Source organism: Sphingobium sp. SA916, assembly GCF_002894065.1.
Lineage (GTDB): Bacteria > Pseudomonadota > Alphaproteobacteria > Sphingomonadales > Sphingomonadaceae > Sphingobium > Sphingobium fuliginis.
In genome coordinates this window covers 1-23,844 of record NZ_LXYF01000055.1, presented here as the reverse complement: position 1 = coordinate 23,844, position 23,844 = coordinate 1, and the positions used below count along the sequence as shown (strand labels likewise).

20 protein-coding genes and 1 pseudogene are annotated in these 23,844 nt (G+C 64.9%); 5 read left to right on the top strand and 16 right to left on the bottom strand.

Annotated features, from left to right (window positions below):
* Positions 1–22 precede the first annotated feature (22 nt).
* From pepN to A8G00_RS25810, 8 genes are all read right to left on the bottom strand, one after another.
* On the bottom strand, positions 23–2,620 hold the full coding sequence (pepN, locus tag A8G00_RS17290) for an aminopeptidase N (RefSeq protein ID WP_103001254.1): 2,598 nt from the start codon (positions 2,618–2,620) through the stop codon (positions 23–25).
* An 83-nt stretch (positions 2,621–2,703) separates the two neighbouring features.
* Positions 2,704–3,624 carry a ParB/RepB/Spo0J family partition protein gene (locus tag A8G00_RS17285; protein WP_103001253.1) on the bottom strand — a complete coding sequence of 307 codons (921 nt, stop codon included), beginning with the start codon at positions 3,622–3,624 and terminating at the stop codon, positions 2,704–2,706.
* On the bottom strand, positions 3,621–4,403 hold the full coding sequence (locus A8G00_RS17280) for a ParA family protein (protein WP_025551164.1): 783 nt from the start codon (positions 4,401–4,403) through the stop codon (positions 3,621–3,623). The genes A8G00_RS17285 and A8G00_RS17280 overlap by 4 nt, the downstream gene beginning before the upstream one ends.
* Positions 4,400–5,041 carry a 16S rRNA (guanine(527)-N(7))-methyltransferase RsmG gene (gene rsmG, locus A8G00_RS17275; protein WP_103001252.1) on the bottom strand — a complete coding sequence of 214 codons (642 nt, stop codon included), beginning with the start codon at positions 5,039–5,041 and terminating at the stop codon, positions 4,400–4,402. Before rsmG ends, A8G00_RS17280 begins: the two co-directional genes overlap by 4 nt.
* Positions 5,038–6,888 (bottom strand): tRNA uridine-5-carboxymethylaminomethyl(34) synthesis enzyme MnmG, encoded by a 1,851-nt coding sequence (mnmG, locus tag A8G00_RS17270; RefSeq protein ID WP_103001251.1) that lies wholly within the window; start codon positions 6,886–6,888, stop codon positions 5,038–5,040. The genes rsmG and mnmG overlap by 4 nt, the downstream gene beginning before the upstream one ends.
* A gap of 59 nt (positions 6,889–6,947) precedes the next feature.
* A complete protein-coding gene (gene mnmE, locus A8G00_RS17265; RefSeq protein WP_103001250.1) occupies positions 6,948–8,231 on the bottom strand; it encodes a tRNA uridine-5-carboxymethylaminomethyl(34) synthesis GTPase MnmE in 1,284 nt (427 codons plus the stop codon).
* A gap of 21 nt (positions 8,232–8,252) precedes the next feature.
* Positions 8,253–8,513 carry a DUF6489 family protein gene (locus tag A8G00_RS17260; protein ID WP_025551156.1) on the bottom strand — a complete coding sequence of 87 codons (261 nt, stop codon included), beginning with the start codon at positions 8,511–8,513 and terminating at the stop codon, positions 8,253–8,255.
* A gap of 39 nt (positions 8,514–8,552) precedes the next feature.
* Entirely contained in the window at positions 8,553–8,681 is a 129-nt protein-coding gene (locus tag A8G00_RS25810) for a hypothetical protein (RefSeq protein WP_257554871.1), read from the bottom strand.
* On the opposite strand from A8G00_RS25810, the gene A8G00_RS17255 reads away from it, so the two are divergent.
* The 3 genes and pseudogenes from A8G00_RS17255 to A8G00_RS17245 all read left to right on the top strand — a co-directional run bounded on the left by A8G00_RS17255 (position 8,672) and on the right by A8G00_RS17245 (position 11,516).
* Positions 8,672–9,370, top strand: coding sequence for a dienelactone hydrolase family protein (locus A8G00_RS17255; protein WP_103001249.1), 699 nt, complete (start codon positions 8,672–8,674; stop codon positions 9,368–9,370). The genes A8G00_RS25810 and A8G00_RS17255 overlap by 10 nt on opposite strands.
* Positions 9,371–9,385: 15 nt before the next feature.
* Positions 9,386–10,354 carry a quinone oxidoreductase gene (locus A8G00_RS17250; protein ID WP_216365634.1) on the top strand — a complete coding sequence of 323 codons (969 nt, stop codon included), beginning with the start codon at positions 9,386–9,388 and terminating at the stop codon, positions 10,352–10,354.
* Positions 10,355–10,497: 143 nt separating this feature from the next.
* Positions 10,498–11,516: pseudogene (locus tag A8G00_RS17245) on the top strand (phytanoyl-CoA dioxygenase family protein).
* Between the two features lie 60 nt (positions 11,517–11,576).
* Here A8G00_RS17245 and A8G00_RS17240 read toward each other — a convergent pair.
* Both A8G00_RS17240 and rho read right to left on the bottom strand, forming a co-directional pair.
* Positions 11,577–12,296, bottom strand: a complete 720-nt coding sequence (locus A8G00_RS17240; protein ID WP_025551148.1) for a YjbE family putative metal transport protein — start codon at positions 12,294–12,296, stop codon at positions 11,577–11,579.
* A gap of 134 nt (positions 12,297–12,430) precedes the next feature.
* Positions 12,431–13,687 carry a transcription termination factor Rho gene (gene rho / locus A8G00_RS17235; RefSeq protein WP_007689303.1) on the bottom strand — a complete coding sequence of 419 codons (1,257 nt, stop codon included), beginning with the start codon at positions 13,685–13,687 and terminating at the stop codon, positions 12,431–12,433.
* A gap of 256 nt (positions 13,688–13,943) precedes the next feature.
* Between rho and A8G00_RS17230 the strand changes: the two genes are divergently transcribed.
* Positions 13,944–14,900 (top strand): aspartyl protease family protein, encoded by a 957-nt coding sequence (locus A8G00_RS17230; RefSeq protein ID WP_025551146.1) that lies wholly within the window; start codon positions 13,944–13,946, stop codon positions 14,898–14,900.
* A gap of 171 nt (positions 14,901–15,071) precedes the next feature.
* On the opposite strand, the gene A8G00_RS17225 is transcribed toward A8G00_RS17230, so the two are convergent.
* The 6 genes from A8G00_RS17225 to A8G00_RS17200 form a co-directional block, all read right to left on the bottom strand.
* The gene (locus tag A8G00_RS17225; RefSeq protein ID WP_048577326.1) at positions 15,072–17,147 is read right to left on the bottom strand and encodes a transglycosylase domain-containing protein; all 2,076 of its coding nucleotides are present in this window, start codon (positions 17,145–17,147) and stop codon (positions 15,072–15,074) included.
* 156 nt (positions 17,148–17,303) lie between these two features.
* Positions 17,304–17,708 (bottom strand): peptide-methionine (R)-S-oxide reductase MsrB, encoded by a 405-nt coding sequence (gene msrB, locus A8G00_RS17220; protein ID WP_044662858.1) that lies wholly within the window; start codon positions 17,706–17,708, stop codon positions 17,304–17,306.
* A gap of 97 nt (positions 17,709–17,805) precedes the next feature.
* On the bottom strand, positions 17,806–18,831 hold the full coding sequence (gene holA, locus A8G00_RS17215) for a DNA polymerase III subunit delta (protein ID WP_103001247.1): 1,026 nt from the start codon (positions 18,829–18,831) through the stop codon (positions 17,806–17,808).
* Positions 18,828–19,322 (bottom strand): LPS assembly lipoprotein LptE, encoded by a 495-nt coding sequence (gene lptE, locus A8G00_RS17210; RefSeq protein ID WP_103001246.1) that lies wholly within the window; start codon positions 19,320–19,322, stop codon positions 18,828–18,830. The genes holA and lptE overlap by 4 nt, the downstream gene beginning before the upstream one ends.
* A gap of 99 nt (positions 19,323–19,421) precedes the next feature.
* A complete protein-coding gene (leuS, locus tag A8G00_RS17205; RefSeq protein ID WP_025551886.1) occupies positions 19,422–21,992 on the bottom strand; it encodes a leucine--tRNA ligase in 2,571 nt (856 codons plus the stop codon).
* A gap of 114 nt (positions 21,993–22,106) precedes the next feature.
* Entirely contained in the window at positions 22,107–22,556 is a 450-nt protein-coding gene (locus tag A8G00_RS17200; protein ID WP_025160613.1) for a DUF3576 domain-containing protein, read from the bottom strand.
* Between the two features lie 229 nt (positions 22,557–22,785).
* Here A8G00_RS17200 and A8G00_RS17195 point away from each other — a divergent pair, with 229 nt between their 5' ends.
* Entirely contained in the window at positions 22,786–23,517 is a 732-nt protein-coding gene (locus A8G00_RS17195) for a hypothetical protein (RefSeq protein WP_025551889.1), read from the top strand.
* Positions 23,518–23,844: the final 327 nt, after the last annotated feature.

The window sequence follows — 23,844 nt, the reverse complement described above, 5'->3', positions numbered from 1 at the left end:
CGCGCGGGGTGGAAGGACGTCTTTACTCCAAACTCTTGCTTACCTGCTCCGTCACATCCTTCGACAGTCCCGGCTCAAGCAGGATGCGCTGCAATTCCGCCCGCATCAGCGCAGCGCGTGGTTCATCGAACCGTTTCCAGCGGCCGAGCGGCGGCACCAGCCGGGCGGCGGTCTGGGGGTTCAGCTTGTCGAGCGCGATGATGCAGTCCGCCACCAGACGATAGCCCTTGCCCGACGGGTGATGGAACGCCCATTGATTGCCTGCGAAGGCGCCATAGAGCGCGCGCACCCGGTTGGGATTGGTCAGGGTGAAATCCTTGTGCCTGCCCAGTTCCTCGACCAGATCGACCGTATCGGGATGGAAGGCGAAGGCCTGGGTCTGGAACCATTTGTCCAGCGTCAGCGCATCGTCACGATAGCGGTTGTAGAAGATGTCGAGCGCCGCTTCCCGTTCCGCGCTGGTGCCGTTCGCCAATGTCGCGAGCGCTGCCTGCCGCTCGGTCATATTGTCGGCCTCGCTGAACTGGCCGAAGGCGACGGTCGGACCATCGACCGCGCCGGAAGCTGCAAGATAGAGCAGCGCCGTGTTGCGCAGCTTCCTGGCGCCCTTGGCGGCTGACGACAGGGCGAAGGCATTGGCCCGGGTCCGGGCGTGAATATCGCGCCAGAGCGGCTCCAGTTCGGCGCCGATGCGCCGTTGCAGCGCATCCCGCGCCGCGTGGATCGCATCGGGATCGACCACCGCCATCTGATCGCCCAGATAGGCTTCGCTCGGCAGGCGGATCGCCTCCGCGACGAAGGCGGGGTCGAGCAGCGGATCGGTGGCGGCGTTGCGGATCGCGGCGATCACCGCATCCTCATCGACCGCCTGCCCGCCGATCCGGCCGACCAGCACATTGACCATGAGTTGCTGCATCGCCTCATAACGGGCGAAGGGATCGTCGTCATGGGCCGAGAGGAAGGCAAGATCGGCCTGGCTGCGATTGGTTTCGACAATGACCGGGGCGGAAAAGCCGCGATTGATCGAAAGGATGGGCGCGGTCGTCCAGCCCTGGAAGGTGAAGCTCTGCCGCGCTTCGGTCAGCATCAGCAGCTCATCGCCCCTGTTCTCACCCGTTTCCGGATCGAACAGAGCCGTGCGCAGCGGGATGGCCATGGGCCGCTTTTCGGGCTGGCCAGGCGTGGGCGGGACCGTCTGCTCCAGCAGCAATGTCACGCTGCGCGCAACCGGGTCGTGGGTCAGCAGGGCGCGGACATGAGGCGTGCCGGCCTGCTCGTACCAGAGGCGGAACTGGCCGAGGTCGATCTCTCCCCCCTCCTCCATCGCGCGCACGAAATCCTCGCAGGTCGCTGCCTCGCCATCATGCCGGTCGAAATAGAGGTCCGTTCCGGCACGGAAGCGCTCCGGACCCAGCATCAGCGCCATCATGCGGATCAGCTCCGCGCCTTTATTGTAGATGGTCGCGGTGTAGAAGTTGCTGATTTCCATATAGGATTCCGGACGAACCGGATGGGCGAGCGGTCCGCTGTCCTCCTGGAACTGCGCCGCGCGAAGGATGCGGACGTCCTCGATCCGCTTGACCGCATGCGATCCCATGTCGGCGGAGAAATTCTGGTCGCGGAAGACGGTGAAGCCTTCCTTCAGGCTGAGTTGGAACCAGTCGCGGCAGGTGACGCGATTGCCCGACCAGTTGTGGAAATATTCATGCGCCACCACCCCCTCGACGCCGTCATAGTCGATGTCGGTCGCGGTTTCCGGATCGGCCAATATGTAGCGTGAATTAAAGATGTTGAGGCCCTTGTTCTCCATCGCCCCGAAGTTGAAATCGGCAACGGCGACGATGTTGAACACGTCCAGATCATATTCACGGCCATAGACGCGCTCATCCCAGGCCATGCTGTTCCTGAGCGCCTGCATCGCATGGGCGGTGCGGGGCAGATCCGCTTCCCTGACCCATATTCCCAGTTGCACCTCCCGCCTGCTCATCGTGACGAAGCGGTCGGCATTGCAGGCAAGGTCGCCGGCGACCAGCGCGAACAGATAGCAGGGCTTGGGAAAGGGATCGTTCCAGCGCGCCCAGTGGCGGCCGCCGGGCAACTCTCCCTGCTCGACAGGATCGCCATTGGCGAGCAGCACCGGGTAGAGCGCCTTGTCCGCCGCCATGCGCACCGAATAGCGCGACAGCACATCGGGCCGGTCGGGGAAGAAGGTGATGCGCCGGAAACCCTCCGCCTCGCATTGCGTACAGAGGAGGCCGCCGCTGGCATAAAGCCCCATCAGTTTGCTGTTGTTCTGAGGCGCAATCTCCACGAGCGTTTCAACTATATGAACGGCGTCGGGAAGCGCGATAACCAGCGCGCCGCTGTCCATCGACCATTGGTCCGCGGCGAGCGGGTTGCCATCGACCCTGATCTCCAGCGGCAGGAGGCCGTCGCCATCCAGTTTCAGCGGCCGGTCATGATCGCCATTTCGCGTGACCGACAAGGTTGCATGGACGCGCGTTGCAGCGGCGTCGAGATCGAAATCCAGCGCGATGTCGGGAACAAGCCAGTCCGGCGGCCGATAGTCCTCGCGACGGACGATATGGGGCACGGTGAGGGAGGAGGAATTGTCTGCCATGCGTGCAGGCTAGGCAGTTGAGGGGGAAAAGACCAGTGGCCGCCGCGCCTAAATGCGTCGGCCGCCGGTCCTTTGGCGAAGCTTCAGATACGCTCGCCCGAGAGGCGCTGGCACAGCATGTCCAGTTGGTCGAGCGTCGAATAATGCAGCGAAAGCGTGCCGTTGCCGCCTTGCATATAGTCGATGTCGACCTTCACCCCCAATATGTCGGCAAGATGCTGCTCCAGAGCCGCGATGTCGGGATCGTTTTCCTTCGGGGCAGCCGCCCGTCTGCGGCCGGGCGCGTCATCGCCCTTCTTCGCGCGGCGCACCAGTTGTTCCGTATCGCGCACCGACAGGCCCTTGGCTTCCACGGTGCGGGCCAGATTTTCGCAGTCCGGCGCGCCGATCAGCGCACGGGCATGGCCCATGCTGAGCTTTTGTTCGATCACCTGCTGCTGAACGGGCGCGGGCAGATCGAGAAGGCGCATCAAGTTCGCGACATGGCTGCGCGACTTGCCGACCAGACGGCCCAACGCTTCCTGGCTGTGCTGGAACTCCGCGATCAGCTTGCGATAGGCTTCCGCTTCTTCGATCGGGTTGAGGTCTTCGCGCTGGATATTTTCGATAAGGGCGATTTCCAGCGTTTCCGCCTCATCGAAATCGCGCACGATGGCAGGGATGCGGTGAAGCTGGGCGCGCTGGGCCGCGCGCCAGCGGCGCTCGCCCGCGACGATCTGGAAACCGCCGCCATGGGGCCGAACGATGATCGGCTGGATGACGCCCCGCTTGCCGATGCTGTCCGCCAGTTCCTGCAACGCGCCCTCATCGAAATGGCGGCGCGGCTGTTCCGGATGGGGCTGGATCAGCGCGACTTCGATACTCTGGATCGCCTTGGTGGACGGCGGCGTGGCCGCCGTCGGCGCGACGGGTTCTTCCCGCGCCACGTCTCCCAACAGTGCCGACAGCCCCCGGCCAAGGCCGTGGGGGCGCTTCACCGACTTCATGGCATTTTCGTTATTCAAGCAGCAACCTCCTGCCGGGGCAGGCGCGCGATCAACTCACGCGCCAGACGCATATAGGCTTCCGATCCCGAGCAGCGGAAATCGTAGATCAGGGCCGGCACGCCGTGGCTGGGCGCTTCCGACAGGCGGACATTGCGCGGGATGACCGTGGAAAAGACGAGATCGCCCAGACAGGCCCGCACATCGTCCGCAACCTGATCCGTCAGGCGATTGCGGCGGTCGTACATGGTGAGCGCCACGCCCATGATCGACAGGCCGGGATTGAAGCGGCCACGAATCCGTTCCACTGTCTGGAGCAGTTGCGAGAGCCCTTCCAACGCAAAAAATTCACATTGCAGCGGCACGAGCAGCGACTGCGCCGCGACCATGGCGTTGATCGTCAGCAGGCCGAGCGAGGGCGGGCAGTCGATAAGGCAGATGTCCCAACGGCCGGGCTGGGCTTCGGCGAGGACCCTTTCCAGCCGATGGGTCCGCTCCTCATATTCGATCAGTTCGATCTCTGCGCCCGACAGATCCTGTGTCGCGGGAACGATGTCGAGCTTGGGAACCCGCGTGCCGAGAACCGCATCCTCAAGCGCGCAATTGCCAAGGAGCAGGTCGTAGCTCGACTGGACGCGATCCGATTGGTTGACGCCGAGTCCGGTGGACGCATTGCCCTGAGGATCAAGGTCGACCAGCAGCACGCGAAGACCAGTGGCCGCCAGACCTGTGGCCAGATTGATGGCGGTCGTGGTTTTTCCGACGCCGCCCTTCTGATTGGCAATGGCAATACGGATCATCCTCGGGCTTTCCTCCTGACGGATCGGACCGCCTCCGCGACGATGATGGCGCTGTCGGCATCGGTCACGCTGCGTTCCACGTGGAACGCACCTTGCCATGATCGAGTCGCCGCCTCCAGTTCATTCTGCGCATTTCGTCCTTTTGGAAGCACCCAAATGGTTTTTTCATCGGCCAGATGATGCGCGGATTCGAGCAGCCGGGGCAGAGGCGCATAGGCGCGGGCGCTGATGATGGCTGCCGCCGAAGCGGGAACGGTCTCTACCCGACCGCCAAAGACCTGAGCATGGGAGAGGCCCAGCTCTGCGATGACGTCGTTCAGAAAGTCGATCCGCTTGCGCCGTGACTCCACCAGTTGGATGGGGCGTTCATGGAGGATCGCAATGACTATGGCCGGCAAGCCGGCACCCGAACCCAGGTCGACCCACCTGCCCTGCCCGGCCTTCGCGGCCAAAGGCAGGAGCTGCGCGGAATCCACAATGTGCCGTGCCCATATATGGGCGCGGGTCGATTCAGCGATCAGGTTCTGCTGCTCCATCTCCCTCAGAAGGATCGCAACATAGCTCTCCAGCCGCTCCCATGTTCCACGTGAAACATCGAAGCGGGCCTGCAACCATTGCCGTGCTTCTTCTTCCGTCACGCGGCGCGCCGCCTGATGTGAACGAGAAGGGCCGCCAGTGCCGCGGGCGTTATGCCGCGAATGCGTCCCGCCGCCGCAAGCGTGTCAGGCCGCGCCAGATCCAGCCGCTCGATCATTTCCGTCGAGAGCCCGCCGATAGAAGCGAAGTCGAAATCGGCCGGAATGGCAACACGTTCATTGCGGCGCATCTCCGCAATCTCCGCCTCCTGCCTCTCCAGATAGGGCGCATAATGCGCGTCTTCCAGAATCTCGTCGCGCAGGTCGGCGGATGTTTGGGCCAATGCCGGCGCGAGTGCGAAGAGCAGATCCCGCCCGACCTCCGGAAATCTCGCCCATTCGAACAGCGTGCGGCGCGCGCCATCCTGCCGGACGGATGCGCCCGATCTGGCCATTTCGGTGGCCGAGAAGGAACGGCCTAGTTCTTCTTCCACGAGCGAGCGCTGATCGGCGCGTTCCGCATAATAGGCGGTCCGTTCTTTGCCGAGCACCCCATGATAGATACCGAGCGAGGCCAATCGGGTGCCCGCATTATCGGCGCGCAGCCGCAACCGATATTCGGCGCGGGCTGTGAGCATGCGATAGGGCTCGGTCACGCCCTGCAGGACCAGATCGTCGATCATCACGCCGATATAGCTGCTGGCCCGATCCAGAATGAGCGGTTCCTCCGCCTTGGCCTTTGCTGCGGCATTGATTCCGGCGATCAGGCCTTGAGCCGCCGCCTCTTCATAACCGGTCGTGCCGTTGATCTGCCCCGCGCAGAAAAGACCGGGGATGGCGCGCACTTCCAAGGTCGCATCCAGGGCGCGGGGATCGATATGGTCATATTCCACGGCATAGCCGGGCACGACGATTTCGGCCTTTTCCAGACCCGCCATCGACCGCACCATAGACAGTTGCACATCGGCGGGAAGCGAAGTGCTGATCCCGTTGGGATAGACCAGATGGTCGTCCAACCCCTCCGGCTCTAGGAATATCTGATGCCCGTCGCGATCGCCGAAGCGGATCACCTTGTCCTCGATCGATGGGCAGTAACGCGGCCCCCTGCCCTCGATGGCGCCGCTGAACAAAGGCGAGCGGCCCAGCCCTTCCCGGATGATCGCATGCGTGCGTTCATTGGTGCGCGTAATGGCGCAGCTCAATTGCGGCAGCCGCCGCCCCGGCGACATGGCGGACATGGTCCATGCCGACTCATCGGAAGGCTGCGCCTCAAGCCGCGCCCAATCGATGGTGCGGCCGTCGATTCTGGGAGGGGTTCCGGTCTTGAGCCTTCCAACCGGCAGGTCCAGTGCGCGAAGCTGAACCCCCAAAGCCGTCGCCGCCCGCTCTCCGGTACGGCCGCCCGCCTGCGTCTCTTCCCCCCGGAAGAGCTTGCCGCCCAGAAATGTTCCCGTCGCGAGCACCACGGCGGGCGCCTTGAGCATCCGTCCGTCGGCCAGGGACAATCCGGCGATGGCTCCGCCCGTCCGGATCAATCCGATGGCTTCTCCCTCCACGATCTCCAGTCCGGGCTGGGCGTCGAGGAGGCGGTGAATCTCGGCGCGATAGCGTTTGCGATCCGCCTGAATGCGCGGGCCCTGAACCGCTGCGCCCTTGCTGCTGTTGAGCATGCGGTAGTGAATGGCAGCGGCGTCGGCAGCACGGGCGATCAAGCCGTCCAGCGCGTCGACCTCCCGCACCAGATGGCCTTTGCCCAGACCGCCTATGGCCGGATTGCAGGACATGGCGCCCACCGTCGCTCTGTCGAAGGTCAATAGCGCAACCGAGGCCCCTTTGCGCGCCGCTGCGCCTGCCGCTTCGCAGCCTGCATGGCCGCCGCCGACCACGATCACATCATAGCTTGTTCGCATGCGCGCCCCCTTAACAGAAGTGGGGCGCCCCGGTCAAAACTGTTCCACGTGGAACATGGCTATTTACCGATGCAGAATCCGGCAAACAGGTGGTCGAGCATGTCCTCCGTACCGGCTCGTCCTGTCAGCAGGTCTACGGCCTGACGGGCCTGTCGCAACTCCTCCGCCACGATCAGCAGATCGTCCGATGCCTGGGCGGCGCTCAGATGCCGGTGCAATTGCGCCCCGGCTTCCCGCTGCCGCCGGTGCAGGGCATAATCGCCCTCACCCGGCAGGAGAGCGGCGGCGCGTTCGAGCAGAATGGATGTCAGGCGATCCATCCCCTCTCCTGTGACGGCCGAAAGCCGAATACCGGGGCGGTCCATAGCCATGTTCCGGTCGCATTGGGCGGCAACCAATAGGGCGTCGGCGCGGGGAGCCTCCTCCGCCGGACCCAACCAGAGGATGATGTCTGCCGCGTCCAGTGCGCCCCGCGCCCTGTCCATGCCGATGGCTTCAATCGCATCGTCCGCCTCGGCGCGCAGGCCGGCGGTGTCCGTGAAAAGAAAGGCGGTGCCATGCAGCGCGGCCGGTACTTCTATCCGGTCGCGGGTCGTCCCGGCTATGTCCGACACAATCGCCGCCTCCCGCCCGACAAGCCGGTTGAGCAGCGTCGACTTCCCCGCATTGGGCGGGCCCGCCAGAACCACGCGAACGCCGTCGCGCAACCGCTCGGCCGATGGCGCGGCGAGCATGGCTTCGACTTCCCTTGCCAGGCCATGGACGCCCTGATCGATCCGCGCCTCCATCCCCTGATCGGGCACATCATCCTCATCGGAGAAATCCAGCGCCGCTTCCGTCATGGCGGAAAGATCGAGCAATGTTCGCCGCCATCCCTCCACCCGCCGTGAAAAATGGCCTTCCGCCATCAACAAAGCCGCGCGCCGCTGCTGCTGTGTCTCGGCAGCGAGCAGATCGGACAGCCCCTCCACCGCGTTCAGATCCATGCGGCCATTGGCGAAGGCGCGGCGTGTGAACTCTCCCGCTTCGGCCCGGCGCAACCCTTCGAGCATGCCCAGCGCCTGCTCGACCGCGGCGATGACCGCCCGCCCGCCATGGCAATGCAGTTCGGCCAGGTCTTCGCCGGTCGCCGTATCCGGTCCGGGAAACCACAGGATCAGAGCCCGATCCAATAAGGCGCCGTCGCGGGGGTCGTGCAGCGACGCCAGCCGGGCCCGTCGGGGTGGTGGCAATTGCCCGGCCAGCGCGAGAAGCGCCCGGCCTGCCGCCGGTCCGCTGATCCGGATGACAGCAATGCCGGCAGGGGGCGCGCCGCTCGACAGGGCAAAGATGGTGTCCGTCACGGCGCGCCGTCCCTGGCAGGATCAGCCCGGATTCTTGTCGCCATTCTTGCCCGGCATTCCGGCCAGGCCGATGTCCATCATCTGCTTGAACAGGCGCATTCCGGCATCGCCCAAGGGCGAGAAGCTCTTGAACAGGGTCTCCATCTGCTCGACATTGGCGACGCCGTCGAAGCTGTCGAGCATCGTCTTCACATATTTGTCGTGAATGGGGGTGACATCCGGCAGCCCCAGGAAAGCCCGGGCCTCCGCAGGAGTGCAGTCGACGTCCACGCTTACCTTCATATCCCGCTACCCTTTGCTGCAGCCACCCTTTACAACGCCTCATGCCGCAACAAGGGCGCGCAAGGCAAATTTTTTGACGGCAAGCATGGTTGCACTCCGCCCCGCAACCGCCATTATGCCGGCCATCGACAGTGTCAGGAAAAAGGAAAGGATTTCCCATGGCAGCATTCACATCCATCCCCACGCTGGAGGGCGATGCCCGGTTCGATGTCTATGTTGCCCGGCCGCAGGGAACGCCCAAGGCCGCGATCGTGGTGATCCAGGAAATCTTTGGCGTGAACGAAGGGATTCGGCGCAAATGCGATGGCTGGGCGGCGGCCGGCTATCTGGCCCTTTCGCCCGATCTCTTCTGGCGCGAGAAGCCGCATGTCGAGCTGGATGCCGACATAGCGGAGGATTTTCAGGCGGCCATCGGCCATATGCAGAAATTCAACCAGGATCAGGGCATTCGCGACATAGAGGCGACGATCAAGGCCGCGCGGGAGGAACTGGGGCAAGGCGGCAAGGTCGGGCTGGTCGGATATTGCCTGGGCGGGCGGCTGGTGTTCATGTCGGCTTGCCGGACCGATGGCGATGCGTTCGTGGCCTATTATGGCGTCGGCATCGACGGCCTGCTGAAGGAACAGCATGCCATCGGCAAGCCGGTGCTGCTGCATGTTCCCACCGCAGACGGCTTCGTTCCGCCCGAGGTGCAGCAGAGGATGCATGAAGGACTGAAGGACAATCGTCATGTCACCCTGCATGATTATGAGGGGCTGGATCACGGCTTTGCCGCCGAGATGGGCGCGCGCCGCAACGAGGCGGCGGCGCAGCTTGCCGATGGCCGGACCGCGGATTTCTTCGCGGCCCATCTCTGACCGGGAGGCAAAGGCATGACGCAGGCATGGCGGATGGTGGCACGCACGCATGGCGGGCCGGAGGTGATCGCGCGGGAAGAGTTCGACCCCGGCCTGCCTGGTGAAGGCGAATTGCTGATCGCGCAGGATGCTGTCGGGTTGAATTTCATCGACACCTATTTTCGCAGCGGCCTTTATCCCGCGCCGTTGCCCACGCCGATCGGCGCGGAAGGTGCGGGCCATGTCGCCGCCGTCGGTCCGGGCGTCACCGGCTTTGCCGTGGGCGACAAGGTGGGCTGTGCGGTCGGACTGGGCGCCTATGCCACGCATCGGATGGTGCGCGCCGACCAGACGGTGAGGATTCCGGATGCCGTCACCACGCAGGATGCGGCGGCGATGATGCTGAAGGGCATGACCGCCTGCTATCTGGCGGAGGACATCGTCACCCTGGAGGCGGGGCAGTTCGCGCTGGTCCATGCCGCCGCCGGCGGTGTCGGTTCCGTGCTGGTGCCGTGGCTGCGCGACAAGGGCGTGGTGGTGATCGCCCATTGCGGATCGGCGGAGAAGGCGGCGAAGGTGGATGCCGAACATAGCCTTTATGGGAGCTTCGACAGCCTGGCCTCCACCGTGCGGGAGATCACCGGCGGGCGTGGAGTGGATGTCGTTTATGACGGCGTGGGCAAGGATAGCTGGAGTGCGTCGCTGGCGTCGCTCAAGCGGCGCGGCCTGATGGTGAGCTATGGCAATGCGTCCGGCGCGGTGCCGCCGATCAGCCTGCTCGAACTCAGCCGGGGTGGGTCGCTTTATGTCACCCGCCCGACCCTGTTCGACTATATCGCTACTCCCGAAGAGTTGGCGCGGACGGCCGAAAGGCTGTTCGACCGCATGGCGCGGGGCGTGGTAAGGACCGTCGTCGGCCAGCGCTTTGCCCTGGCGGATGCCGCCGACGCGCACCGCGCGCTGGAGGCGCGGCAAACCACGGGAAGCACGCTCCTGATCCCCTGACTGCCGCAGGCAGGGCTGGAAGCGGTTTGCGTCGGTATCGGTCGGATGACAGTGCACGTCACATCATTGGAAACGCATTGTTTTTCAAGGCGGGCGGCATATTCCGCTCGACCGGACCCCACCGGAATGGCAAGGCGCGGTCGATGAATGCCTTTGCGCCCCTGCTCGCGCCGCTCTGGTTCGCCCAGCTTTTCACCGGCGCCAAATCCTTCGTCGACAATCCGCTGATCGGTTCGACGCGGCTCAATGCGCTGGGGCTGCACGCGGCGCGCGTGCGGGCGGCGCAGGCCATGACGGCCCGGCGCCGCAAACGATTGGCCAATGCCGTCGATCCCGAGCATCGGACGACTTTCGACCGGGACGGTGTCGTGGAAATCCGGGATTTCCTGCCCACAGAAACCTTCCGCGCCCTCCAGGAACAGCTCTTTTCCTACCGCGGACCGGCGCGGGAAATGGTTCAGGGCGACACGATCACGCGGCGGCTGGCGCTGGACCCCGCCGCCCGGCGCGCCATTCCGGCCTTCGAAGCCTTCCGCCGGGATGGCCGCTGGCAGGCGCTGTCGCGCTATGTCTCCGGCTTCGACATAGAGCCGCTGCTCTACGTCCAGTCCATCCTGCCGCAGCGGCGCGACGCCGCGCCCGATCCGCAACTCGCTTTCCATGCCGATACCTTCTATCCGGCGATGAAGGCATGGCTGTTCCTGGAGGACGTGCCGGTCGAAACCGGTCCCTTCGCCTATGTGAAAGGGTCGCACCGGTTGACCCGCAGCGGCTGGCCTGGGAAAAGCAGCGCAGCCTGAGCGCGCGCGATGGCGATTGCCGTCTTTCCGCCCGAGGATCGCTGCGCATCGATGTCAGCGAACTGGCGGCCTTGGGCCTGCCGCAGCCCAGCATCTATTCAGTGCCCGCCAACACCCTGCTGATCGCCGACACATTCGGCTTTCATGCGCGCAGCCCGGCCAGCACCCCCGCGACGCGGGTCGAGATTTGGGCCTATGGCCGTCGCAACCCGTTCCGGCCGGCCAGGGGATGGGATGTCTGGAGCCTGCCCGGCATTGCCGAGCGCCGGATTCCGCTGCGCTGGTGGCTGGGCGACAAGGCTGCCGGCCTGATCAGGCAGCCATGGCGGCCGGTGGGCATCAAGGGCGCGGCGGACGGTTGATCGGTGCGCTGAAGGGCGCATGGAGCCCTTCTGCCATAACCCGCCGTGTGGATGCCACCTCTAGACGAAGAGCGTCAATATGCCGACCTGATGGTCGACAATCCCGTCATAGATCATCTTGATCGCGACATAGATGATGACCGCCAGGCCCAGATAGGCGATCCAGCGGAAGCGCTCGATATATTTGGCGATGATGTTCGCGGCGATGCCCATCAGCGCCACGGACAGAATCAGCCCGATGATCAGGATGCCGGGATGATCGCGCGCCGCGCCCGCCACCGCCAGCACATTGTCGAGGCTCATCGAAACGTCAGCGACCGCCACCGCCCAGGCCGCGCCCGCGAAGCTCTTGGCCGGACGCAGGCCGGATATGTCGTCGTCGCCGGTGTCGGGCGTGTCCCCGCCCCGCTTCGGGTGGAGTTCGCGCCACATCTTGAACGCCACCCACAGCAGCAGCAATCCGCCCGCCAGGATCAGCCCGACGATCTGCATCAGCTGCGTCACCACCAGCGCGAAGCCGATGCGCAGCACCAGCGCGGCGATGATGCCGATCAGGATCACCTTCTTGCGCTGTTCCGCAGGCAGGCCCGCCGCCAATGCGCCGACGACGATCGCATTGTCCCCCGCCAGCAGAACGTCGATCATCAGCACCTGGCCGAAGGCAGCCAGCGCGGCGGGCGAGCCGATATTGCTGAAATCATTGACGATGTGCGCCCAGATGTCGGCGGGTGAGCCGATCCCCTGAGCCGCAGCGGCGGCGGTTGCGAGTAGGTCGATCATGACGGCCTGCTATCCCCTGAAAATATGGCCCAAAACAAAGGGGCCGCCAGACCGGAGTCCGACGGCCCGAAAAATCGCGGCGGCGCGATGGAATGGATGCGCGCCTCCGGCAGAAGCACAACCCATGCCGCGGCTTACTGGTTCATCGAATCGAAGAAATCCTCGTTGGTCTTGGAATCCTTCATCTTGTCGAGCAGGAATTCCATCGCGTCGACCGTGCCCATCTGCATCAGGATACGGCGCAGCACCCACATCTTGGAAAGCTTGGCCTTGTCGACCAGCAGTTCTTCCTTGCGGGTGCCGGACTTGCCGACGTCCAGCGCCGGGAAGATGCGCTTGTCCGCCACCTTGCGGTCCAGCACGATTTCCGAGTTGCCGGTGCCCTTGAACTCTTCGAAGATGACTTCGTCCATGCGGCTGCCGGTGTCGATCAGCGCGGTGGCGATGATCGAGAGCGAACCGCCTTCCTCGATATTGCGCGCCGCGCCGAAGAAGCGCTTGGGACGCTGCAATGCATTGGCGTCGACGCCGCCGGTCAGCACCTTGCCCGAGGACGGCACCACCGTGTTGTAGGCGCGGCCGAGGCGGGTGATCGAGTCGAGCAGGATCACCACGTCCTTCTTGTGTTCCACGAGGCGCTTGGCCTTTTCGATCACCATTTCAGCGACCTGGACGTGGCGTTGCGCCGGTTCGTCGAAGGTCGAGGAGACGACCTCCCCCTTCACGCTGCGCTGCATGTCGGTGACTTCTTCGGGGCGTTCGTCGATCAGCAGGACGATCAGGAAGACTTCGGGATGGTTGTCGGTGATCGCCTTGGCGATGTTCTGGAGCAGGACGGTCTTGCCGGTGCGGGGCGGCGCGACGATCAGGGCGCGCTGGCCCTTGCCCTGCGGCGAGACGATGTCGATGACGCGGGCCGACTTGTCCTTGACGGTCGGGTCGGTCGCGTCGAGCGTCAGCTTCTGCGTCGGGTAGAGCGGCGTCAGATTGTCGAAGTTGACGCGATGGCGGACGACTTCGGGATCGTCGAAATTGACCGAGATGAGCTTGGTCAGCGCGAAATAACGCTCACCATCCTTGGGCGCGCGGATTTCGCCTTCCACCGTGTCGCCGGTGCGCAGGCCGAATTTGCGGACCTGGTTGGGCGAGACATAGATGTCGTCGGGACCGGCGAGGAAGTTCGCTTCGGGTGAGCGCAGGAAGCCGAAGCCGTCGGGCAGCACCTCTATCGTGCCCTCGCCCATGATCTGCTCGCCATTGTCGGCCTCGACCTTGAGGATCGCGAACATCAGGTCCTGCTTGCGCAGGGTCGACGCGCCTTCGACGCCCAGTTCCTCCGCCATGGTCACGAGTTCGGCGGGCGCTTTTTTCTTGAGATCCTTAAGGTGCATTCGCGTGAAGTCCGATGGAATGAGAGACGAGGAAGGAGAAATGGGGAAGGTCTGCCCGGCAATGACTCGGGGAAACCCGCGCCGGACGGGCGGGATAGAATGTCTGGCGTTTAGCGATCTGCCATAGGCCAAGTCAAGGTGGCTGAGCCGTTCAGTTGAACGGAAATTGCCGATATGCGCCCTGCCGCGAATGAAATGGGATGGGCGGAACCGGGGCGCTCATGCTATACAGGAATAAAATTAGGAGGAACGGGAGATGGGACGCTGGCGCGCCGCTCTGGGCATCGCGATCGCGATCGCCAGCCCTCCCCTTGCGGCGCAGGATCGCCCGGCGCTGGACCCCGAAGAGCCGCCGGCGGTGATCCGCACCATTGCCAGCGACGACGCCCGCATCACCATCCCCATCCAGATCGACGGTCGGGGACCATGGAATTTCGTGGTCGACACCGGATCGCAGCGCACCGTCATTTCCCGCGCCCTGGCCGAACGGCTTGCGCTGCCGCTGCGGGATCGGGTGACGGTGATCAGCATGACCGGCCGGGCGGAGGTGGACACGGTGGCTGTCCCGCGCCTGGGCTTCGGCAAGACCGTGGTGGACGACATAGAGGCGCCGGTGCTGGAAGGCGAGCATATCGGCGCGCCCGGACTGTTGGGACTGGACGGCCTGCACGCCAAGCGGCTGCTGCTGAATTTCCGCACGGGCCAGATGGAGATCAGCAACAGCAAGCGGAGCTGGCGCGACCCCAATGTCATCGTCGTCGAAGCGCGGCGGCGCCAGGGGCAGTTGATCCTGCTCGATTCCGACGTGAACGGGATGCAGGTCAGCATCATCCTGGACACCGGCACTTCGGTCAGCGTCGGCAATATGGCGCTGATGAACAAGCTGGTGCGCAAGAAGAAGGCGCCCGCGATGAAGCTGGTGACGCTGACCAGCGTGACGGGAGAGACGCTGTCGGGCCAGGCGGGCCTGATCGACCGGGTGCGCATGGGGCAGGTCACGCTGAACGAGATGCCGGTGATGTTCGCGGATGCCCAGCCCTTCGCGGAACTGGAGCTTCAGGACAAGCCCGCGCTGCTGCTCGGCATCGACGCGCTCAAGCTGTTCGACCGGGTGGCGATCGACTTCGGGAGGGGGAAGGTCGACTTCCTGCTGCCGGATACCGGGCTGCTCGACCGGAAACGCTTCGCGACGGCGCGGAGAGCGGCGGGCTAGAGCAGATTCCGATCCGATTGCATCGGCTCGACTGCTCTAAGTTTTTGTTTTGTCGCGTTTTCCGGGTCAGCAGATGATTTAATCTGCTTGGAAAACGCTCTAGGCATGGTCTAAGCGGAAAACCGGTTGCCCCCTTCGACAGGCTCAGGGCGAGACTTTCCGCACCATGCCCTAATGTGGCGCCGGCTGCTGCCGATTGCGGCCCAGCACATTGTCGATCCATTGCTGGTCCAGACGCGGCGGCTGCGGCCGGTCGGCGGGATTGGGCGCCGCCTGCCCGCTATCGTCCGGCTGTTCCTCATCCTCCGGCGGCTGCTGCGCCCGTTCTATGGGAAGGCCGTTTTCATCGACCATCATGCCGCTGTCCGTGCCGCCGTCGGGCTGGCCATAATAGGCCTCCTCATCCGGTTCGAGCTGCCATTCGGGCAGCGTCACCTGCGTTTCGAACTGTTCGACCGGGCGTTTCGCGACGGCGACCTTCATATAGTCGGCAAAGGCATGGGCCGGCGCCCGGCCGCCCTGGAGGACGCCCACGGCGCGGGCGTCGTCGCGGCCCATCCAGACGCCGGTGGTGATGCCGCTGGAAAAGCCCAGGAACCAGCCGTCCTTGTTGCTGCTGGTGGTGCCGGTCTTGCCGGCGACGGGGCGGCCGATCTGCGCGGCCCTGCCGGTGCCGGTGCTGACGGCGGTCTGCATCAGGTCGGTCATCCCCGCCGCGACCCAGGGGGCGACCAGCACCCGGCTGGTGTCGTCCTGATGTTCGTAGAGCAGGCGGCCTTCGGCGGTCGTCACCCGGGTGATGCCATAGGGAGTCACGGCCACGCCCTTGCGCGCGATGGAGGCGAAGGCGCGCGTCATGTCGATCAGGCGCACGTCGGACGTGCCCAGCACCATCGAGGGATGGGTGTTGATCGGCGTGGTGATGCCGAAGCGGCGCGCCATGTCCGCCACGGTGGGGAAGCCGACCTCCACGCCCAGCTTCGCCGCCACGGTGTTGACCGAATAGGCGAAGGCGGTGCGGATATCGATGTCGCCGGAAAAGCGGCCATTGCTGTTGCGCGGCTTCCACCCGTTGATGTCGACCGGACTGTCGGTGACGCCGGTGTCGGGCGTATAGCCCGCCTCCAGCGCCGCCATGTAGACGAAGATCTTCCAGGCCGAACCCGGCTGCCGCGTCGCGGTCGTCGCGCGATTATAGTTGGAGCTCACATAGTCCAGCCCGCCGACCATCGCCCGCACCGCGCCGTCGCGGTCGAGCGAAACCAGCGCGCCCTGCGTGCCGCTGGGCACATTGGCCTGGATCGCCGCGGTGGCCGCCTTCTGCATGTTGAGGTCGATGGTGGTGTAGACCTCCAGCGGCTCATTGGGCTCATCGATCAGCGTGTCGAGCTGCGGCAGCGCCCAGTCGGTGAAGTAGCGGACGCTGTTCTGCGGCGGTTCGGGCGCCATCCTTACATTCTGGAGACCGGCCGAGGCGCGTTCCGCCGCGCTGATCTTGCCATTTTCCTCCATCAGTTCCAGCACCACGCCCGCGCGGCCGATGGCGGCGTCGGCGTCGGCGGTCGGGGAATAGCTGGAGGGCGCCTTCACCAGACCGGCGACGATCGCCGCTTCGGGCAGATCCAGGCTGGTGGCCGGGTGGCCGAAGAATTTGCGGCTGGCCGCGTCGATGCCATAGGCGCCGCCGCCGAAATAGACCTTGTTGAGATAAAGTTCCAGGATCTGCCGCTTGGAGAATTTGCGCTCCAGCGCGAGGGCCAGCACCATTTCGCGCACCTTGCGGCCCCAGCTGTAGCTGTTGTTGAGGAAGATGTTGCGCGTCACCTGCTGGGTGATGGTGGACGCGCCCTGCCAGCGCCGGCCGCTGCCGCGCCGCTCCAGCGCCACCCAGGCGGCGCGCGCCATGCCGATGGGATCGACGCCGGGGTGCAGATAGTAACGCTTGTCCTCGGTCGAAACCATCGCATCGACCATCACGGTCGGAATCTGGTCGTAGCTCAGCCAGCGGCCGAAGCTGGGGCCCAGCGATACGATGACGCTGCCGTCGGCGGCATGGACGCGGATCATCTGGCCGTTGGGCGATGATTTCAGCGATTCATAGTCGGGCAGAGACTGATAGGCGATCACCACCGCCACGACGATCGCGACAAGCGCGCTGAGGCCGCCGACGAGGCCGATCTTCAGGCCCCGCACCAGCCATGTCTTCACTTTGCCCCGCGGTTCGCTGCTCTTGCCTGATCGTGCCATGGTTCGCCCGGATATGCGCTAAACGAAAAGGCGGCCAGTGGAAAAGCCGTGCAGGCCGCGCAAAAAAGCCGGAGTTTCTCCGTCATGCGCGATTTCGCCTCTGCCGAAATCGCCCGTCATCCTCAAGGGAAGCGCCGCTTTACCGGCGATGAACGATCACTCGCCTTCGTCGCGCGGCTTGAAATCGAGCGACGCGCTGTTCATGCAATAGCGCAGGCCGTTGACGCCCGGACCGTCGGGGAAGACATGGCCCAGATGCCCGCCGCAATTCGAACAGCGGACTTCGGTGCGGATCATGCCATGGCTGGTGTCGCGGATTTCATCGACCGCATCGATGTCGACCGGCGCGGTGAAGCTGGGCCAGCCCGATCCGCTGTCATATTTTTCGTCCGCATCGAACAGTTCGGCGCCGCAACCCGCGCAGAAATAGCGGCCATCGGCCTTGTTGCTGTTATATTTGCCGGTGAAGGCCCGTTCCGTGCCGCCCTCCCGCAGAATATGATATTGTTCGGGGGAAAGGCGCTCGCGCCATTCGGCGTCGGTCAGGTTGAGCTTGTCCATGCCCGGCAATATGGCGGTGGGCGGGCGCGCGATCAAGCGGTTAGCATGATCCGGGTAACGGCGCTCCCGCGCAGGCAGCGGCGCCCGGGAGAAACCTCTATCGCTCCCGCGCCGCCTGGCGGGCGATGGCGAGCAGTTCGTGCCGGACCATCAGGTCGCCCAGCCCCCTGCCCGACCGGCTGGCGCGCTCCGCCTGGGCGAGCCTGTGGATGACGCGGGCGATGCCGGGCGCGTCCCAGATGCGGACCTGCCGGGTGACGATGCCCTTTTCCTTCCAGAAGACCTGCTTGCCCGCCGCCTCGACCGCGCCTTCCAGCCGGCCGCTGTCATCGAAATCGGTGCGGATATTGGCGAGCAGCATGGCGCGGGCCAGCAGCGGGCGCAGCACCGCCGCCATCGCCGTTCCCGCCTCCGCCAGCCGCCCCAGTTCGCGGTGCATGCCGCGCAGGTCGCCGCCCAGCACGGCATTCACCAGCGGCGCGGCGTCGCTGTCGGGATTGTCGGCGGAAAGGGCGTCCAGCGCCTCCTCCGTCGCTTCGCGCGGGCGGTCCGGCGCAACGTCGAGATAGAGGATCAGCTTCTCCACCTCCCCGGCCATCAGCGTGCGGTCGCCATTGGCAAGATCGGCGATGCGGCGGCCCAGTTCGGGCGAAAGGCGCAGCCCCCCTTCCCGCGCGATGGCGATGGCGATCTGCTCCGCCTCCCGCGCGTCGGGCTGGTAGGATATGAAGGCCATGGTCTGCTTGTGGTCGAGCGCGAGCTTGAGCAGCTTCGACGTGCCCTTGAGCGCGCCCGCTATGGCGATGACGGGATTGCCCGCCGCCTCCGCCTCCAGCAGGGCGTTGAGGGCGGGCAGCGATTCCTCCCCCATGCCGGTGACGCGAATCCAGCGCTTGTCCCCGAACATGGAGAAGGACGCCGCTTCATCCGCCAGCCGCGCCGGATCGTCGCGCAGCGTCGGTCCGTCCAGGTCGACCCGCTCCGCTTCCGGCCCCATGGCGCGCTCCAGCCGCTTGGCGAGCGCCGTGCTGCCCGCTTCGTCGGGTCCGTAGAGCAGGAAGAAGCGGCAGTCGGCAGGCGGCGCGTCGAGCGCCTTTTCGATCTGGCCGCGATTGGCCTTCAACGGGATCTGTCCCGCGCCGCGAAACGGGCGAGCCGCGCGACGATCTGGTCGGCAATGGTCTGCGACAGGCGTTCCAGGGCGGTGTCTTCCGCCGCGATGGTCGCATATTCGCTGGAGACCACGTCGATGCCGACGTCCGATCCGGCGGTATCGTCCAGAATCTGCGCGCCGGTTGCGCCGTCGATAAGCTGATAGCGCGCCCGCAGGGTCCGCCGCTCGCGCGTGACGGCGGCGTCGGAGCGCAGACCGAAGCCGCTGATATTGTCGTCCAGCTTCACCACCAGCTTGTATCCGGGTCCGGTGCCGCTCATCGCCGCCAGCCGGTCGTTCAGCGCATTACGCACCAGCCAGCCGCCCTTGCCCTCTATCGGCTGCACCTCGACATTGCCCAGCGCCTGCGCGACCGGGCCGTGGCCGCCCCCGCCATAGACCGGGCGCAGGCCGCAGGCGGAGAGGGACAGGGCGACGAAGAGCAATGGCCAGAGCTTCATAAGACCTACCCTTAACCGTTCGCCCTGAGCTTGTCGAAGGGCCGTTCTTCCCCAAAGAGAAGTAAAGAGCTTCGACAGGCTCAGCCCGAACGGATGTTGTCAGATAACCAAATTCACCAGACGATCCGGCACCACGATCACCTTCCTGGGCGTCGCGCCGTCCAGCGTCCGCACCACATTGGGCGCGGCGAGCGCCAGACGTTCCAGCTCGTCCCTGGAAGTGCCCTTGGGAACGGTGATGGTGTCGCGCAGCTTGCCCATCACCTGGCAGGCGATGGTGACTTCATCCTCGACCAGCAATGCCGGATCTACCGCCGGCCAGGCCGCGTCCGCGATCAGGCCTTCCTCACCCATGTCGGCCCATGCCTCTTCGGCCAGATGGGGGGTCATGGGCGCGACCAGCAAAGCCAGCGCCCGGATCGCCGCGCTGCGGCTGGCCGAGGGCTTGGCCTTTTCGACTGCATTGGTGAGTTCGTAGATCTTCGCCACTGCCTTGTTGAAGGACAGCGCCTCAATGTCCTTCGCCACGCCGTCGATGGTCTGGTGCAGCTTGCGGTCGAGCGTCTTGTCCTGCCCCTCTGCCGCCTTGTCGGCTTCCCCGAACAGCCGCCACAGGCGGTTGACGAAGCGCCAGGAGCCTTCGATGCCCGCCTCGGTCCAGGGCAGGTCGCGCTCCGGCGGGCTGTCGGACAGCATGAACCAGCGCACCGCGTCCGCGCCATATTGGGCGATGATGTCGTCCGGATCGACGACATTCTTCTTGGACTTGGACATTTTCTCGACGCGGCCGACGGTGACTTCACTGTCGGTCCCGACAAGGAAGCATTTGCCATCCCGGCGTTCGACCTCAGCGGGCGAAACCCAAACCTCTGCAGCATGCATTTCCGGCTGCGAGCCATCATAATCGGCAGGAACCGGGAGAGGGACAGCCGCCTTGTAGGTCTCATGCGTCACCATGCCCTGGGTGAAGAGGCCGGTGAACGGTTCGGCAAAGCCGATCTGTCCCATATGCTGGAGCGCGCGGGTCCAGAAACGGGCGTAGAGCAGGTGCAGGATCGCATGTTCCACGCCGCCGATATATTGGCCGACGGGCAGCCATTTCTCGACGGTTTCCCGGTCGAACGGCCTGTCCTTGGGCTGGCTGGCGAAGCGGATGAAATACCAGCTTGAATCCGCGAAGGTGTCCAGCGTGTCGGTCTCGCGCCGCGCCGCCTTGCCGCATTTCGGGCAGTCGACATGCTTCCAGGTCGGATGCCGGTCCAGCGGATTGCCGGGAATGTCGAAGCTGACGTCTTCGGGCAGGACCACGGGAAGCTGGTCCTTGGGCACGCCCACGGGACCGCAATCCTCGCAATGGATGACGGGGATCGGCGTGCCCCAATAGCGCTGGCGCGAGACGCCCCAGTCGCGCAGGCGGAAGACGGTGGTGCCGGTGCCCCAGCCGCCCTCTTCGGCGCGGCGGATGACTTGCGCCTTCGCCTCCTCGACGCCCAGGCCATTGAGGAAGTCGGAATTCACCAGCCTGCCGGGGCCGACATAGGCCTCGTCGCCAATGCCCTTGGCTTCGTCGCCTTCGGCGGCGACGACGCGCTCGACCGGCAGCATATATTTGCGCGCGAAGTCGAGGTCGCGCTGGTCATGGCCCGGAACCGCCATGACGGCGCCGGTGCCATAGTCCATCAGCACGAAGTTCGCGACGAACAAGGGCAGCTTGCGACCGGTGAAGGGGTGGATCACCGACCGGCCGGTGTCATAGCCCTTCTTTTCCTGGGTCTCGATCTCGGCGGCGGCGGTGCCGGTCTGGCGGCATTCCTCCGCGAAGGCGGCGAGCGCCGCATCCTTTTCCGCCAGGGCGAGCGCAATCGGATGATCGGCCGCGACGGCCGCGAAGCTGGCGCCGAAAATCGTGTCGGGGCGGGTGGAGAAGACCTCCAGCTCACCGATTCCGCCGACCGGCGCGTCCAGCCTGAAGCGGAATTGCAGGCCGACCGACTTGCCGATCCAGTTTTCCTGCATCAGCTTCACCTTGTCCGGCCACTGGTCGAGCGTCTTCAGGCCCGCCAGCAGATCGTCCGCGAACTGGGTGATCTTGAGGAACCACTGGGACAGCTTGCGCTTTTCGACCGGCGCGCCGGATCGCCAGCCCCTGCCGTCGATTACCTGCTCGTTCGCCAGCACGGTCATGTCGACCGGGTCCCAGTTGACCGCCGATTCCTTGCGATAGACCAGGCCCGCTTCCAGCATGTCCAGGAACAGCGCCTGTTCATGGCCGTAATAGTCCGGCTCGCAGGTCGCCAGTTCCCGGCTCCAGTCCAGCGCGAAGCCCAGCTTCTTGAGTTGCGCGCGCATCGTCGCGATGTTGGAGCGGGTCCAGGCGCCGGGATGCACCTTCTTCTCCATCGCGGCGTTTTCGGCGGGCATGCCGAATGCGTCCCAGCCCATCGGGTGCAGCACCTCATGCCCGGTCATCCGGCGGAAGCGGGCCAGCACGTCGCCCATCGAATAGTTGCGGACATGGCCGATATGGATGCGCCCGGAGGGATAGGGAAACATCTCCAGCACATAGCTGCGCGGCTTGTCGCTGCTGTCGGACGCCTTGAACGTCTGCTTCTCGTCCCAGACGGCCTGCCAGCGGGCATCGGCCTCAAGCGGGTTGAAGCGCCTTTGCATGGATAATCCTTAACTCAAGTGCCGTTCGGGCCGAGCCTGTCGAAGCCCTGCACTACTCTTCAAGAACATATGGCCCTTCGACAGGCTCAGGGCGAACGGAAATCGACGCCGCGATCAGCCCGCAATCGCCATGCGGCGCAGGTCGCGGGCCTTGGTCAGGATGATCTCTTCCAGTTTCTGCACGGTCGCGGCCTGCACCGGCACGTCGACCCACTGGCCGCCCTGGCTGACCTGGCGGCTGGCGGCGACGCGCAGCGCATCGGCGCGCAGATCCTGGTCCAGGATCGATACGGTCAGCTTCATCCGCTCATTGGGGCTGTTCGGATTGGCGTACCAGTCGGTGACGATCACGCCGCCGTTCGAATCCGTCTGGACCATGGGCATGAAGGACAGAGTGTCGAGGCTGGCGCGCCACAGATAGGCGTTGACGCCGATGGTCGTCACCTTCGATGCGGCGAGATCCGCCTTCGGGCGGTCCTTGGCGCCGCCCCCGCAGGCGGCGAGCGGCAGAAGTGCAGCCAGCAGCAGACCGGCGGAAAGGCGCGAAGAAAGGCGGCGGACCATCATTATTGTCCCATCAAACGAGTAAACGCCCCGCTTCTATAGAGGACCGGCGGCAATGGGCAAGGGGGACTCCGGGACGGCGCGACGACGACCCGCCGTGCAACCGGGGCGAGTCCTGTGTGTTCCGTGCAACAGCTCCGACAAAAAACCGGTGGCGCTCTACCAATTCCAGAGCCTTGCGTATATGAAGGACCATAGAAAAGTAGTCGGCGGGGAAGAGATTCGGAACATGCGCCTGAAAAGGGGACATATAGCGTTGGCAGGCTCGGCGGTCGCCGTGGCCGGCTTTATGCTGTCCCCTGCCATCGGGGCGGCCACGGACCTTGTCCGCATGCGCGCCGAAACGCCCGTTTCGCTGGGCGCGCTGGGCAGCATCTCCTCCTTCACGCCGACGACGAAGGACCCGCGCCTGGCGGCGGCCTATGCGAAGATCGCCGCGTCCGCGAGTCGCCAGAATTTCCGCTTCACCCCGACCAGCGGGTCGCTCAGCGGTCAGCGCTCGGTCACCGTCATGGTGCGCGCCGCCGACCTGAACGATCGCGTCGCGATCAGCCGGACGCTGGACCCGGTGAGCATCGCGCCCGTCGCCTTCAGCCTGAACAGCGCGCATAACTGGCGCAAGTTCGCCCTGCCCGAAGCGGTGGGCCGCAAGGAACTGGACCCGGTCGCCGTCGAGCCGATGGCGGGCGCCAGGAATTTCTCGCTGGATCAGGGCCGCAAGGACCGTTTCAGCACCAAGGTGCTGATCGAGAGCCGCCGCGAGCCGGCCGCGACGATCCGCAATCCCAGCGCGGACAAGGATTATTCGCTGGATCTGGCCAGTTCCTATTCGCTGACGCGCAATCTGAACGTCACCGCGGGCATTCGCTATAATAACAGCTTTGCCGGACGGCTGACGCCGATGACCGACGACCGGCAGGATGCGCAGGCCGTCTATCTGGGCACGATCTTCAAATTCTAAAACGGCTTGAGGGACGAGGTTGAGCGGCATCATGCCTGCCTCGGCTTCTGTCTTGTCCAGCGTTGGTCCCGTCCAGGCCGAACCATGGTCCGGGGCGGGAACATGTCCAGCCTCCATCCGGCAGAAAGACCTGAGCGCCCTGTGTCGCCCGGCAACCGGGGGCTTTAGAGCCAATCGACATTCAGCCCTGACGGCCTGCAAATGGCGCTTTTCCGTGCTTCCGGTGCTCACCTACTTTGAGTAGGCTGCGCTCCGGGTCACGGAAAACCACCATTTTACCTTCGGTGGCCTTCGGCTCGGCTCGTCATCTTCTGAATGTCGATTGGC